Genomic DNA, 13,483 nt, shown 5'->3' with positions numbered 1-13,483 from the left:
GGACCGTCACCAGCGCCTTGAGCCGCGAGGCGGTGCGGCTGCGCGCGCTGGGCGCCAAGGTCGCCACCGAACGACACGCGGGCCATCCCGACGAAGTGCTGACGACGCGCGCCCGGGAGATCAGCGCCATCCTCATTGTCATCGGCGCCCTGGGCACCCGGGCGCCCACGCGCCGATTCCTGGGCAGCATCGCCGAGCGCACGGCCGAGATTGCGCCGGTGCCCACGCTCGTCGTTCGTCAGGCCGCCGCGTTCGAACAGTGGATGAGCGGTGCGCGGTCGTTGCGGGTCTTCCTCGGATTCGACTTCACCGTGACCTCTCAAGCGGCCCTGGACTGGGTCAGGACGCTAGCCGGGGCGGGCCCATGTACGGTCACGGTCGGCCATCTCAATTCGCCGCCTGCAGATGCGCACCGCTTCGGCGTGCTGGATCGGCGCCCCGCCGGCGGCAACCCGCCACGTCTGCAGGAACTCGTCGCGCGACAGGTCGGCGGGCGCGTGCAAGCGACGCTGGGCGAGGAGCACGTCGAGGTCCGCGTCGAGCCGTGTGGAGGTCGCACCGACCTGGCGCTCGTCGCCATGGCCTCCGAAGCCCGGTCCGATCTGATGGTCGTCGGCACGCACCAGCGGCATGGGCTCGCGCGCCTCTGGTCGGGTTCGGTGTCACGCGGGGTCTTGAGCGAGGCACCGTGTGCGGTGGCGGTCGTGCCTGTCGCCACGACTCCCGAGCGGATGCCCCCCATTCCCACGGTCAAGCGGGTCCTCGTGGCGACGGACCTCTGGAGGCACGGTCAGTGCGCCATCGCCTATGCCTGCGGCATCGTGCGGCTCGGCGGCGTGGTGCGCATCGTCCACGTGGCGCATCCACGTGCCATCAGCGGTGGCGCCTTCGAGACGACGATCGGGAGAACGGATCGTCATGTGCTCCATGTTCGGGCGCTTGGCCGGCGGTTGGAGGCGCTTCGCCCGGACGCCGCCCAGGCACTCGGGCTCGACACCGAAGCAGAGGTGATCGAGTGCGAGGACGCCGTGACGGGGATCTGCCAGGAGGCCGAGCGCTTCAACGCCGATGTGGTCGTCGTCGGGACCAAAGGGGCCGGGCTGTCCCGGACCATTCTCGGCTCGGTGGCCGCGGGCGTCGTCGCCAGCCTGCGCCGGCCGGTGCTGGTCGTCAAGCCGGACAAGGACTGAGTGCTCGCGTGTCGCCTTCGACGGCGGCAGCGCCGTTTCGTCGCACGTCAACCGCAAAGGCAACCCACCATGGCCACACGACCGTTCCGGGTCCTCCACGCCACCGACGGGTCTCCGTCCGCCCGCGCCGCGATGATCACCTCGGCCGGCTTCCCCTGGCCCAGCCACAGCGAGGCGCGTGCCGTCGTCGTCAGGCTGGGCGAGTGTCTCTCGCCGCCGGCCGACCCGTGGGCCAGGTCCGAGGCTCTGGCCCGTCGCGCCGCAGTGGTCGCCTCCCGCACGATGCGCCCACGGTGGCCCGAGGCGGACGCCATCGTGCGCGATGGCGATCCCGTTGACGGGATCCTCGACGACGCGAGGCACTGGGGCGCTCATGCCGTCGTGATCGGGTGGCGAGGGCAGGGACACTTCCGCCGCCTGCTGATGGGGAGTGTCTCGCGCGCGGTGCTCCGTCGCGCCCGGATGCCGGTACTCGTGGTCCGCCGCGGGGGAGCGTGCGTGACGCGCCTGGTCGTGGCTGTCGACGGGTCCGCCGCATCCGCCCGAGCCATCAGATTCCTCGCGCGTGCCTCTGTGCCGAACGCCGGGTCGATCACGCTGGTCACGGTGCTCCACAGCCAGCCGTCACCAAATCACCCGCTGTTCCCGGCACTCTTTGCCGAGATCCGCGCAGACATCCTCGCCCAGGGCGCCAAGGAGCACGCCGCCGCCGCCCGCCGCCATGAGCGCTGGGCTGACCAGCTGCGCAAAGCGGGGTGGCGCGTCCGCGGGCAGATCCGCACCGGCGCCCCGCTCTACGAGCTCTTGCGCAGCATCGATGACTCTCGTGCCGATGCGCTGGTGATCGGGGCAACGTCACGCAGCTCGCCGCAGGACGGGAGTGTGGGCAGCACCACGGAGGGGGCCGTCGATCGGAGCAAGGTGCCCGTGCTCGTGGTGCCGTGAGCGCGCCGGCGGACCGCTCGGGCGAGCGCCGGATATGCAGGCGCCGTGGCGGAGTCCGGCAGCAAGGTATGACCGAATGAGGCGTCCAGGAAGGCGTCCGTGTGGTCGGGCGCTTTCGCCAGCGTCCATCCTGATCGCGCAGTCAGCTTCGACATGACACGACATTTCTCCCACGTCATCGCGACCGGTGTGTTCTGGCTCGGCATGTATCTGGCGCTCGTGCTCGCGCCGCTGTTCGTGCTGCTGATCGGCCCGACCCCGCCGGGGCTCGGGTTCCTGTGGGACCTGTCGATGGCGCTGGGGTTCGCTGGCCTCGGGATGATGGGCGTCCAGTTCGTGCTGACGGCAAGATTCCGCCACGCCACCACGCCGTTCGGGATCGACATCATCTACTACTTCCATCGCTATGTCGGTATCGTCCTCCTGGTCGTGGTCCTGGCCCATCCGATCCTGGTGATCGTCGACAACCCTGCCACGATCGCCTTCCTCAATCCGTTCGGCGCGCCCTGGCACATGATTGCCGGGACGGTCTCGCTGCTCGCGTTGATCGCGGTGGTGGTCGCCTCCGTGTGGAGGAAGGCGCTCGGTCTGGCCTACGAGCCATGGCGCTGGACGCACACGGCGCTGTCGGTGGCGGCCGTCGTCTTCGCCCTCGTGCACATCGAGGGTGTGCAGTACTACGTGGCGAGTCCGTGGAAGCGCCTGCTCTGGCGCGTCTTTGCCCTGACATGGATTGCTGTGGTCTGTCATGTGCGCCTGATCCGGCCGTATCTGCTGCGCCGACGGCCCTATCGTGTGGTCAGCATCGCCCAGGAGCGTGGTGACGCGTGGACGCTGGCGCTGGAGCCTCGTGGGCACGAGGGAATCTCGTTTCAGCCGGGGCAGTTCGCGTGGCTGACACTCGGTGGCAGCCCGCTCCTGATGACGGAGCACCCGTTCTCGTTCTCGTCGAGTCCCACGCTGCCAGGCGGACGACTCGAGTTCACGATCAAGGAGCTGGGTGACTTCACCCGCACCATCGGTCGCGTGCCACTGGATGCCGTGGGGTTCGTCGACGGCCCGTACGGGACCTTCACGATCGAGCGGCATCCGGCCCCCGGGTATGTGTTCATCGCGGGAGGCATCGGGATTGCCCCGATCATGAGCATCTTGCGATCGCTCGCGGACCGGGGCGACAGGCGTCCACTGTTGCTGGTCTACGCCTACCGGCGATGGGAACGGATGACGTTCCGTGACGCCATCGAGGAACTGCGCGCGCGGTTGAATCTGACCGTCGTCTTCGTGCTCGAGGAGCCGCCACCCGAGTGGTCGGGTGAACGAGGCTGGATCACACGTGAGGTACTCGATCGGCACCTGCCGGAAGACCGTCGGCTCCGCCATGTCTTCGTGTGTGGTCCAGAGGCCATGACGCAAGCGATCGAGCGACAGCTGCGGGGCCTGGGCCTGCCGCTGTCTCACGTGCACTCGGAGCTGTTCGAGTTGGTGTAACTGCGGGGACCCAGGCCGCGTCGACGTGGCACGGAGGATGTGATTGTGCGGTGCGCATTGGCTCGGCTGCTGGCGATCGGATCGGGCGTCCTGGTGGTACTGCTCGCGGTGGTGTTCGCGTGGGTTCAGCAGGACTGAGCGCACGCGAACCCGACGCGGATGTACGAGGGAGGTGAGTGATGCGTCATGTTGCAACCACGCTGCTGGTCATCCTCATGGCGGCGTTCGCCGCGGAGGCGAGCCCCCAGTCGGACGAGGCACGCGAAGTGCACGGGGCCAGGGTGTATCGAGAGCAGAAGTGTCAGGCCTGCCACTCCATCGAAGGAGTCGGCAACAGGCGTTTCCCACTCGATGGCGTTGGTGCCAAGCTCCCTGTGGCGGACATCCGCAAGTGGATCGTCGCTCCGCGCGAGATGAATCCAAGAGTACGAAAGAAGGCCTACGACAAGCTGGCGCAGCGGGACCTCGAGGCGCTCGTCGCGTATCTCAAGGGCCTTCGGAAGAAGTAGGGTGGATGGGTGTCCGTCGAGCTCAGCGGCGCGACTGCGATCCGGACCGCCGGACCCCGTGACCGCATGGCCGCGAGTGATTCGGGCGTTTCCGTGCGGTCGAGCTCGTATAGAGTACGGAGGCATGGAGTGGCTGAACTACCACCACCTGTACTACTTCTGGGTGGTTGCGCGCACAGGAAGCGTGGCGGCGGCCAGCCGCGAGCTTCGCCTGACACACCCGACGGTCAGCGCGCAGATCCACCAGCTCGAAAGCGTCATCGGAGCGAAGTTGTTCACGCGAGTGGGTCGGGGACTCACACTGACCGACGTCGGACACACGGCATTCCGCTACGCGAGCGACATCTTCGACATCGGTCGCGAGTTCATGGCCGTCGTCAAGCGCCAGGCGGCGCCGCAGTCGATGCGGCTGGCCGTGGGCGTGGTGAACTGCCTGCCGAAGTCGGTCGTCCATCGGCTCCTCGAGCCGGCCCTGCACATGGGCCCGGCGCCGTATGTCATCTGTCGCGAGGACCGATCGCTCGAGGGGTTCCTCAAGGACCTGTCGGTGCATGCCCTTGACCTCGTGCTGTCGGACGCGCCGGCGAGCCCCGGAACGTCCCTGACGCTCTTCAACCACCTGCTGGGCGAGAGTGGGACGACGATTCTCGGGACTGGCCGCGTGGCCGCCTCCCTCAGAAAGCGTTTCCCCCAGTCTCTCGACGGCGCGCCCTTCCTGATGCCGGGCGTCAATGCGGCCCTTCGAAGGGGGCTCGCCCATTGGTTCGTGTCAGAGAGCATTCGGCCGCGCGTGGTGGGCGAGATCGACGATGGCAGCCTGTCGAAGGTCCTCGCCGCCGGCGAGCATGGCGTCTATGCCTGCCCCTCCGTCATGGAGGACGAAGCGCGCAAGCGGTACGGATTGCGAACCGTCGGCAGGATTCCCTCGCTGAAGAATCGCTTCTACGCGATCTCGGTCGAGCAGCGGCTGCGCCACCCGGGAGCTGTCGCGATTTGCCAGGGCGCGAAACGGGACTATCTCGGCTAGGGCACCTCGGTGTCGGTCGTGGGGGCGCCGCGGCGAGGCCGTTGCCCCGGTTCGCAGCGCCCCAGGTCGCGGATCAGGACCGGCTCGGGGAACTCGTCGGTCGGCGCGAGGAACATGCCCAGGACCTGCGAGTCCGGCCGGTACAACTCCAGCATCCAGACGGGGCCCCGTGCCGTGTGCACGATCGCGAGCGGCTCCGACCGCTGCATCGTTTCGAGCAGACACGAGGTGACCGCCCGGGTCACCAGCGTCAGGTCCAGGGAGTCGTCCTGTCGCTGCCGCACCCAGCCGGCCATGTAGGTCACTTCATCGCACCACTGCAGATGCTCGGGCATGCGCCGCGGATAGTGGCGCATCAACTCGACGTAGTAGGTCGGACCGCCCGTCCGCCCCGGGCCCGCGTGGATCGAGCGCGCCTGCACCGGCATCCGGTCCCGTTGCTCGGCGTCGATCGAGGGCTGGTAGACGGCGAAATAGTCCTCGGCGAGCATCAGCCGCTCTTCCCGGTTGAAGGCCTGCTGCAGGCCGTCCAGCAGCACCCGGGCCTCGGGATCGTCGGTGGGGACCGGACGCGGCAGCGTGACCGTCCCCGGCCCGGCGATGGCCACGCCATACGTCGGGGGCCGGCCGCCCTCCGCGTCACGCAGCACGGGGCGCGTCGCCGTCCGGCTGTGCAGGACCACCTGCTGCTGGCAGAAACTCGGCACCCACGTCGGGCGGTCGACCGTGACCTGACGCGGGGACTCACCCGGTGTCAGTAGGGTCCACTCGCGCGGCGCCGCGGGCAGGCCCCACCAGGCGCGCGGGCAGTCCTCCAGCCGGATGGGGACGACCGCCTCCTTGGCCGGGCCGGGCCACGGCATGCGCCATCGGCCGCGGTCGTGCGCGGCCACCGGCAGCATCACGCCGTCGTCACGAACGAGCGCGAGGAGAAAGGCGTCGGACTGGGCGTCGACGAGGGGGGCAGCGAGCGCGAGGAGTGCACAGGCGATCAACAGCGAGGCGAGTGGACGCATCGGTCGTCTCCCGGCAGGGTGGCAGCGCGATGGTATCAGAGCGGGACCGACCAAGGTCCAGTGTCGCGCTGGGGGCATGATTGCTACAGTCGCCCGGAGCGTCAGGGTCGGGCGTTGCGTACAATGGGGTGCTGGCTCGGCTGCGATGCGTGCAGAGAGCCCTGATTTCCCCACGTTTCGCGAGGACGCCTGACATGAACGCCCAAATCGGCATGGACATCAACGAGCGAGCCCGCCGGGCCCTGACCCGGGTGCCGCCCTCGGTCAAGGTCACCGACGAGATGGTCGCCGACGTGGCCGACGCCCTGCGAGGGGCCGTGCGTGCGGCCTATCAGAACGCCGCCGTGATCGCCACGAGCCGCACCCATGGGGATGTGTCGCTCGAGGACTCGCGCGCGCGCCGTGCCGAGGCGCAGGAACTCGCGCATGTGTACGAGAAGCTGGCGAACGAGAGCCGCTGAGGTCGCCGGCCCACCGCGGCGGGCCCTGGGCACGCTCCGTTCGATCCAGCCCTAACCGCGGGGATCCCGCGAAAGGACGGAGTGGCGTGTTGACTGTCGTGCGTGTCGTGTTGGGCCGAGCCGTGCTCGGGAGTGCCATGGTGATTGGTCTGGCCGGGACACCTGTCCTGGCGCAGGCGCCCGCGCCGCCGCCGTGTCCGTGCGTCGAGCCGCCGCCGCCCCCGCCGCCGGTGTGGACCGGGTCGTTCGGGGCGGGCCTGGCGATCACGCAGGGGAACAAGGACACGAGCAACTTCAACCTGTCCTTCGACGTCAAGCGCGACCCGAAGACCAGGACCCTCTTCAAGGCTGACGGCCTCTACATCCTGGCCACCGAAGGCGGCGAGGAGAATGCCGATCGCGGCATCATCAACGGTCGCGTCGAGCGCCTCATCACCGACCGCGCCTACACCTTCGTCCAGGTCAGCTACGTCCGGGATCGCTTCAAGGACATCGACTACCTGATCGCGCCGACCGTCGGCCTCGGCTACAAGCTCGTCGCCACCGATCGCACCACCCTCGACGTCGACAGCAGCGTCGGCATGGTCTTCGAGAAGAACACCGGGTTCGACCTCGAGTCCGACGGCGCCGTGACCTTCGGCGAGAAGTTCACCCACAAGATCTCGAGCAGCGCCGCCTTCACCCAGGGCGCCACCGCCCTGTGGAAGATGAACGACTTCGGCGACGCGCTGTATACCTTCAGCGCCGGCCTCGCGGCGTCGGTCACTACGCGCGTCCAGCTGAAGCTCGAGTTCCAGGATGTCTACAAGACGCGGCCGACGGGGCTGCTGGTCGACAAGAACGACATCGCCTTCATCACCGCGTTCGTGTACAAGTTCTAGCCGGGAGCCAGACACATGTTGAAGGAATTCAAGGAATTCGTCGCGCGCGGGAACGTCCTCGATCTCGCGGTCGGCGTCATCATCGGCGCGGCGTTCGGCGCCATCACCAAGTCGGTGGTGGACGATCTCGTCATGCCGATCATCGGGCTGATCATCGGCAAGGTCGATTTCGCCAACCTGTTCGTGACCCTCAGCCCGGGCAAGCTGGCCGGACCCGCGGCGACGCTGGCCGAAGCGAAGGCGGCCGGGGCCGTCACGCTGAACTACGGCCTGTTCATCAATGTCGTCATCAACTTCTTCCTGATCGCCTTTGCGGTCTTCCTGCTCGTGAAGTTCGTCAATCGTCTGCGCGCCCAGATGGTCCGGGCCGCCGAGGAGACGGTGGCGCCGCCCGCCGAGGACGTGCTGCTGCTGCGCGAGATCCGCGACGAACTCAAGCGCTCGCGTGCCTGACCTCCCGCTGGTCGAGTGCGTCCCGAATGTCTCCGAGGGCCGCGATCCTGTCGTGATCGCGGCCCTTGCCGCAGCCATCCGTGACGTCCCCGGCGTGCGGTTGCTGCACGTCGACCCGGGCGCCGACGCCCATCGCACCGTCTTCACCTTCGCCGGAGAGCCCGAGGCCGTCGGAGACGCCGCCGTCGCCCTGGCGCGCACCGTCGCCGCATATGTGGACATGCGGCAGCACCACGGCGCGCATCCGCGCCTCGGGGCCCTGGACGTCTGTCCGTTCGTGCCGGTGCATCGGGTGTCGCTCGACCGGTGCGCGATGGTCGCGCGACGGGTGGCGGCCACGCTCGCCCACGACGTCGGCATGCCGGTGTACCTCTACGAGGCGGCGGCGTTCCGATCCGACCGCCGCGCCCTGCCGGTGCTGCGTCGAGGGGAGTACGAGGGACTGGCGGCCAGACTCGGTGACCCCGCCTGGTTGCCCGACTTCGGTCCGCGCGTCCTGCATCCGTCCATGGGCGCCGCCATCGTCGGCGCCCGGCCGTTCCTCATCGCGTGGAATCTCTCGCTGGATACGGCCGACGCGCACGTCGCCACGCAGATCGCCCGACGCGTGCGCGCATCAGGCTGGACCAGCGTCGTCAACGGGCAGCGCGTCCGCCTGCCCGGGCGATTGCCGGCGGTCCGAGCGGTGGGGTGGGAGATGCCGTCGTACGGTCAGGCCCAGGTGTCGCTGAATCTGCTCGACTTCCAGACCACCCCGATGCACGAGGCGTATCGCGTCGTGAGCGAGGAGGCCGCCGCGGTGGGGGCCTCCGTCATTGGGTCGGAACTCGTCGGGCTCGTGCCGCTCGAGGCGCTGCGGGCCTCGGGCCGTGCCGCCCTCGGGGCGGCCGCCGCCGGGGCCTCCGACACGGCGCTCGTGGATGCGGCGCGGCAGATGCTCGGCCTCGATGCCGTCCATCCGTTCGACCCCCGCGCGCGCGTCCTCGAATGGGCGCTGGCCGACGCCTCCGTCGCCTGAGGCGTCAGTCCCGCGCGGCCGCGGCTGCGGTCGCCGGTGCGGACTTGCTGGCGGGCACCGCCGGCGCGGCCGGCAACACCCCGCCGAGCAGGGTGCGGACCCAGAAGTCGTGCGTCTCGCGGGCGGCGTGCTTGCGCTGGCTGGCCTGCAGGCCGTGGCGCGAGTCGGGGTAGACCATCAACTCGAACGGCTTGTCGTGTTCGGTCAACCAGTCCACGACCTGCATCGAGTTCTGCATGTGGACGTTGTCGTCGATCGTGCCGTGGGTCAGGCGCAGGCCGCCGACGTAGCGGTCGGCCCAGGTCAGCACCGCGCCATCGCGATAGCCATCCGGGTTCTCGCTCGGGCGGTCCATGTAGCGCTCGGTGTAGATCGTGTCGTAGAGCCGCCAGTCGCTGACCGGCGCGCTCGCGACGCCCACGTTGAACTGCGGCGCGCCCTTCGTGAGCGCCATCAGCGTCGTGTAGCCTCCGTAGCTGCCTCCCGTGATCCCGATGCGGTCCCTGGCGACGAACGGCTGGGCACGCAGCCAGTCCGCCGCCTTGCCGTAGTCGTGCATCTCCCACTTGCCGAGCGCACGATGCATCAGCGCGACGCCCGTCTTGCCGTGGTGGCCGCTGCCCCGGTGATCGAGGGCCATCCAGATCACGCCGCGCTGCGCCCAGTAGTGCGCCTGCGTCGAGGCCCACGCGTTGCGCACCGTGCCGGCATCCGGCCCGCCGTAGATGCTGATGATCACCGGATAGCGCTTCTTCTTGTCGAAGGTCGGCGGCAGCACCCACAGCGCGGGCAGATCGACGCCATCGCCCGAGGGGATGGTGAAGACCTCGGCCGTGCCCCACGCATACGTGCCGGTCGTCTCACCGCGCGCCGACGCCACCTCTCGCACGACGGTGCCATCCGCGCGGTGCAGCGTCAGCGTCGCCGGAGCGGTCACGCTCGAGCGGGTCGCCAGGAAGTGCTTGCCGTCGGGGGCCATGCGGACGGTGTGGGTGCCGGCAATGGTGGTCAGCGTGTCCACCCCCGTGCCGTCGAGGCGCACGCGGCGGACCTCCGTGTTCCACGTCTGGCCGGTCTCACCGGGCTGCGCCATCACGTACACCACGCCGGCGCCCTCGTCGACGTGCAGGAGGCTGCGCACGCGCCACGCGCCACTGGTCAGCTGCCGCGTGCGCGTGCCGTCGGGGGCATGCAGATACAGGTGATCCCACCCGTCCACGTCGCTGCGCACCAGCAGGTCGCCGTTGGTCAGGGTGGTCAGATCCTCGTAGAAGCTGACCCACGAGGCCTGCTTCTCCTCGAGCACCGTGGTGACGGCGCCCGACGTCGGGTCACCGTGCAGCAGCCGGAGGGTGTCCTGCTCGCGATTCATCCACTGGATGAACAGTCGCTGGCTGTCGCGGGTCCACGACAGCCAGGCGAGGTAGTGGTCGGCCCGCGGCGGGAACTGCATCCAGGTGACCTTGCCGCCCGTCGCGGCCACGGCGCCCACCTGGACGTACGGGTTGGCGTCGCCGGCTTTCGGGTAGCGCTGCAGCTCGAGCCGACCGTGCTGGCCATCGGCCCAGTAGATCGGAAAGATCGGCACCGGCGCGTCGTCGAAGCGCAGGAAGGCGAGGCGGGTGCTGTCGGGCGACCACCAGAACGCCCGGTAGTTGCTGCCGCGGCCCAGAATCTCCTCGAAGTACACCCACGAGGCGTAGCCGTTGCGGATGGTGTCGCTGCCGTCGCTGGTGAGCTGCCGTTCGAGATGCGCGGTCAGATCGTACGTGTAGAGGTTGCCGCCACGCGTGTAGGCCAGCTGACGACCGTCGGGTGACAGCGTCGGGTTCTCCTCGGTGGCGGTCGTCTGGGTCAGGCGTCGGCTCGTGCGCGCGGCCACGTCCACGGCCCAGAGGTCGCCCCCGACCACGTAGATCCGATGCGCATCGTCGGCGGTCCGCGCGGCGACCGGGTTGTTGGTCAGTCCGTTGGGCGCGATCGACGTCAGGGTGGCAGGGTCTTCGTGCAGGGTGGCCGATCCGTCCGCGGCGCGCACCTTCCACACCTTGCCCTCGCGGACCTCCAGCCAGTGGTCGCCGTCGAGCCAGCCCGTCACCTGGGGGAGGCCCTCGAGGCCCGCCTGACCAGCCCCACGGCCTGCCCCGGCAAACGCCTCCTCGTAGGTGAACCACCGCGTGCCTCGCGCCTGACCGAACACCGGCGGCGCCAGGAGGAAGGTGAGCAGGGCGGAGGCGAGCAGACGACGCGGCATGCAGGTGACCCTCGGAGAGGCGCGGGCGGCACGGCGCGTGTCCGGCCCGGGAAAACGCCGAGTGTATCGCAGCGCAACGGTACAATTCGTCGGGTGAGAGTTGCGACCGCCGTACTGGTGGCTCTGGGTGCTGCGGGAGCGACCCGGGCCGTGGCCCAGCCCCCCCTTCCTACCGTCGACGAGCGGGTCGTCGTCACCGGCACTGCCGCGCCAGCCACGGCGGGCTCGGTGGGGCGCACCCTCGCCGTCGTCACGGCCGACGACCTCCGGCGCCTGCCGATCGCGTCGGTCCCGGACGCCCTGCGGCTGCTGCCGGGGGTGTGGGTCCGGCAGCGTGGGCCGTTCGGATCCCAGACGGACATCAGCATTCGCGGCGCCTCGTTCGGCCAGACCCTGGTGCTGGTGAATGGCGTGCGCATCAACGACCCGCAGACCGGGCACCACAACGGCGATCTGCCCGTGGCCCTCGAGGACATCGCGCGGATCGAACTGCTCGCGGGCGCGGGCTCGTCCCTGCACGGGGCCGACGCCGTGGGCGGGGTCATCAACATCATCACCACGCAGGACGCCACCAGTCCGTCGGCGCGGCTCGCGGCGGGCGAGCACGGCCTCGTGCAGAGTGGCGCGGCCTGGCGCCCGGCGGATCTCGGCGTCATCACGGGCCTCAGCGCGTCGGTCGATCGCTCGTCGGGGTTCGCGCCAGCCCGCGAGTTCGTCCATCAGCAGGTCCGTCTCGACCTGCGATTGGGCGCAACCACCGTCGCGGTGGCGCATCTCGACAAGGACTTCGGCGCGGCCGGCTTCTACGGGCCCGCGCCCTCGCAGGAGTGGACGACGCAGACGCTGGTGACGGCGCGGCATCAGCAGGCGGTGCGTCCGGCCTGGGCCCTCACGTCCGACGCCTGGTACAGGACGCACGGCGACGAATTCCTCTACGACCCGCGTGTGGCCGGCGCGGTGCCCAATCGGCATCGCACCCACGTGGTCGGTGGCGGCATGCGCGTCGGCGGACGACTCTCGCCGTCACTGCGCCTCACCGCAGGCATCGAAGGCACGGCCGACTGGTTGCGGTCGTCGGCGCTGGGGGACCGGCAAGAGGGGCGGGGCAGTGCCTTCAGCGAACTCGAAGCCAGGATCGGCCGTCTCCTGCTGTATCCGAGTGCCCGCCTCGACGCGTACACCACCTTCGGTTCGGCGTTCAGCCCATCACTGGCGGTGGCCCTGCCGGTCCGTCCCCGCGTGAAGTGGCGAGCCAGCGTCGGCCGCGCCTTCCGTGTGCCGACGTTCACGGAACGGTTCTATACGGACCCCAACCATCGGGCCAACGAGGCACTGCGCCCCGAACAGGGCTGGACCGCCGACACCGGCATGGACACCTACCTCGGCGGCACGTGGGTGGGGGCGGTCACCGGGTTCGTGCGCCGCGAGCGCGACGTGATCGACTGGGTCCGGCCCGATGCCACGCAGCGCTGGCGCACGGAGAACATCCGGGACGTCCGCAGCCATGGCCTCGAGACCTCGATTCGCGGGCAGCACGGCCCGGTCTCGCTCGGCGCGCAGTACAACTGGACGCGTGTCGAGACCGATCGGCTCGCCGGGCTGTCGAAGTACGTGGACGACTACGCGCCGCATGGCGCGGGGGCCGACCTCGGTGTGCAGTGGCCTGGGGCGGTCTCGACCGGACTGCGAGTCGAGCATCGCCGGCCGTTCGGGCGGAGCCCCTGGACGACGCTGGACGTGCGGGTGGCGCGGCCGATCCGCCGGTTCACGCCGTTCGTCGAGGTGGCCAACATCGGGGACGCCCGCTACGAGGAGATCCGTGGCGTGGCGATGCCCGGCCGCTGGGCCAGGGTCGGCGTGTCCGTCAAGTGAGGGAGTGACCGTGGCCAGAGGATGGGAGAGCAAGTCGATCGAGGACCAGCAGGAGGCGGCGGCAGCGCGGCGTGCGTCGCAGGCCGCGCCGGAGGTCTCGTCGGCTGATGCGGCGCGCCAGCAGGAACGTGATGCCCTGCACCTGGCGCGCGCCCGGGTCCTGTCCGACCTGCAGCGCGCCTGTCGTCCGGCCCATCGCGGCATGCTCGAACAGGCCCTGGCCGACGTCGACGCCAAGATCGACGCCCTGAAGGACCGCCGGTCATGACGCGACGCGGATGGCTGCTGCTCGCGGTCGCGACGTTCGCCTTGTCGGGCTGCCAGCGTGAGGCGCCGAGTCCACCGGCCACGGCGACGACGGCCCCCGCC

The 13,483-nt window shown here is 69.7% G+C and carries 13 protein-coding genes; 11 read left to right on the top strand and 2 right to left on the bottom strand.

Annotation, left to right across the window (positions count from 1 at the left end; all coding sequences use genetic code 11):
* From Q0C41_RS24780 to Q0C41_RS24760, 5 genes are all read left to right on the top strand, one after another.
* Window positions 1-1,190, top strand: a 1,190-nt coding sequence (locus tag Q0C41_RS24780; RefSeq protein WP_291988456.1) for a universal stress protein, incomplete at its 5' end; no start/stop codon positions are given.
* A 69-nt stretch (window positions 1,191-1,259) separates the two neighbouring features.
* On the top strand, window positions 1,260-2,135 hold the full coding sequence (locus Q0C41_RS24775; RefSeq protein WP_291988454.1) for a universal stress protein: 876 nt from the start codon (window positions 1,260-1,262) through the stop codon (window positions 2,133-2,135).
* A 153-nt stretch (window positions 2,136-2,288) separates the two neighbouring features.
* Window positions 2,289-3,623, top strand: coding sequence for a ferric reductase-like transmembrane domain-containing protein (locus Q0C41_RS24770; RefSeq protein WP_291988452.1), 1,335 nt, complete (start codon window positions 2,289-2,291; stop codon window positions 3,621-3,623).
* Between the two features lie 179 nt (window positions 3,624-3,802).
* The gene (locus tag Q0C41_RS24765) at window positions 3,803-4,132 is read left to right on the top strand and encodes a c-type cytochrome (RefSeq protein ID WP_291988450.1); all 330 of its coding nucleotides are present in this window, start codon (window positions 3,803-3,805) and stop codon (window positions 4,130-4,132) included.
* 58 nt (window positions 4,133-4,190) lie between these two features.
* Entirely contained in the window at window positions 4,191-5,159 is a 969-nt protein-coding gene (locus tag Q0C41_RS24760; protein ID WP_291988448.1) for a LysR family transcriptional regulator, read from the top strand.
* On the opposite strand, the gene Q0C41_RS24755 is transcribed toward Q0C41_RS24760, so the two are convergent.
* On the bottom strand, window positions 5,156-6,175 hold the full coding sequence (locus tag Q0C41_RS24755) for a hypothetical protein (RefSeq protein WP_291988447.1): 1,020 nt from the start codon (window positions 6,173-6,175) through the stop codon (window positions 5,156-5,158). The genes Q0C41_RS24760 and Q0C41_RS24755 overlap by 4 nt on opposite strands.
* A gap of 194 nt (window positions 6,176-6,369) precedes the next feature.
* On the opposite strand from Q0C41_RS24755, the gene Q0C41_RS24750 reads away from it, so the two are divergent.
* The 4 genes from Q0C41_RS24750 (at window position 6,370) to ftcD (ending at window position 8,988) form a co-directional block, all read left to right on the top strand.
* On the top strand, window positions 6,370-6,636 hold the full coding sequence (locus Q0C41_RS24750) for a hypothetical protein (protein WP_291988445.1): 267 nt from the start codon (window positions 6,370-6,372) through the stop codon (window positions 6,634-6,636).
* Between the two features lie 98 nt (window positions 6,637-6,734).
* Complete coding sequence (locus Q0C41_RS24745) at window positions 6,735-7,517, top strand: DUF481 domain-containing protein (protein WP_291988458.1); 783 nt, start codon at window positions 6,735-6,737, stop codon at window positions 7,515-7,517.
* Between the two features lie 15 nt (window positions 7,518-7,532).
* Window positions 7,533-7,970, top strand: a complete 438-nt coding sequence (mscL, locus tag Q0C41_RS24740; RefSeq protein WP_291988443.1) for a large conductance mechanosensitive channel protein MscL — start codon at window positions 7,533-7,535, stop codon at window positions 7,968-7,970.
* A complete protein-coding gene (gene ftcD / locus Q0C41_RS24735; protein WP_291988442.1) occupies window positions 7,963-8,988 on the top strand; it encodes a glutamate formimidoyltransferase in 1,026 nt (341 codons plus the stop codon). The genes mscL and ftcD overlap by 8 nt, the downstream gene beginning before the upstream one ends.
* A gap of 4 nt (window positions 8,989-8,992) precedes the next feature.
* Here ftcD and Q0C41_RS24730 read toward each other — a convergent pair whose 3' ends face one another.
* A complete protein-coding gene (locus Q0C41_RS24730; protein WP_291988440.1) occupies window positions 8,993-11,242 on the bottom strand; it encodes a S9 family peptidase in 2,250 nt (749 codons plus the stop codon).
* Window positions 11,243-11,392: 150 nt separating this feature from the next.
* Between Q0C41_RS24730 and Q0C41_RS24725 the strand changes: the two genes are divergently transcribed.
* Both Q0C41_RS24725 and Q0C41_RS24720 read left to right on the top strand, forming a co-directional pair.
* Entirely contained in the window at window positions 11,393-13,114 is a 1,722-nt protein-coding gene (locus Q0C41_RS24725) for a TonB-dependent siderophore receptor (protein WP_291988438.1), read from the top strand.
* A gap of 10 nt (window positions 13,115-13,124) precedes the next feature.
* A complete protein-coding gene (locus Q0C41_RS24720) occupies window positions 13,125-13,382 on the top strand; it encodes a hypothetical protein (RefSeq protein WP_291988435.1) in 258 nt (85 codons plus the stop codon).
* Window positions 13,383-13,483: the final 101 nt, after the last annotated feature.

This window comes from Luteitalea sp., from assembly GCF_022842525.1.
GTDB lineage: Bacteria > Acidobacteriota > Vicinamibacteria > Vicinamibacterales > Vicinamibacteraceae > Luteitalea.
This window is presented reverse-complemented; position numbering and strand designations above follow the sequence as displayed.

Bases quoted from the DNA above. Each gene is read 5' to 3' on its own strand.
- Q0C41_RS24775 (WP_291988454.1), top strand. From the start codon at position 1,260: ATGGCCACACGACCGTTCCGGGTCCTCCACGCCACCGACGGGTCTCCG.
- Q0C41_RS24770 (WP_291988452.1), top strand. From the start codon at position 2,289: ATGACACGACATTTCTCCCACGTCATCGCGACCGGTGTGTTCTGGCTC.
- Q0C41_RS24765 (WP_291988450.1), top strand. From the start codon at position 3,803: ATGCGTCATGTTGCAACCACGCTGCTGGTCATCCTCATGGCGGCGTTC.
- Q0C41_RS24755 (WP_291988447.1), bottom strand. From the start codon at position 6,175: ATGCGTCCACTCGCCTCGCTGTTGATCGCCTGTGCACTCCTCGCGCTC.
- Q0C41_RS24750 (WP_291988445.1), top strand. From the start codon at position 6,370: ATGAACGCCCAAATCGGCATGGACATCAACGAGCGAGCCCGCCGGGCC.
- mscL (WP_291988443.1), top strand. From the start codon at position 7,533: ATGTTGAAGGAATTCAAGGAATTCGTCGCGCGCGGGAACGTCCTCGAT.
- Q0C41_RS24730 (WP_291988440.1), bottom strand. From the start codon at position 11,242: ATGCCGCGTCGTCTGCTCGCCTCCGCCCTGCTCACCTTCCTCCTGGCG.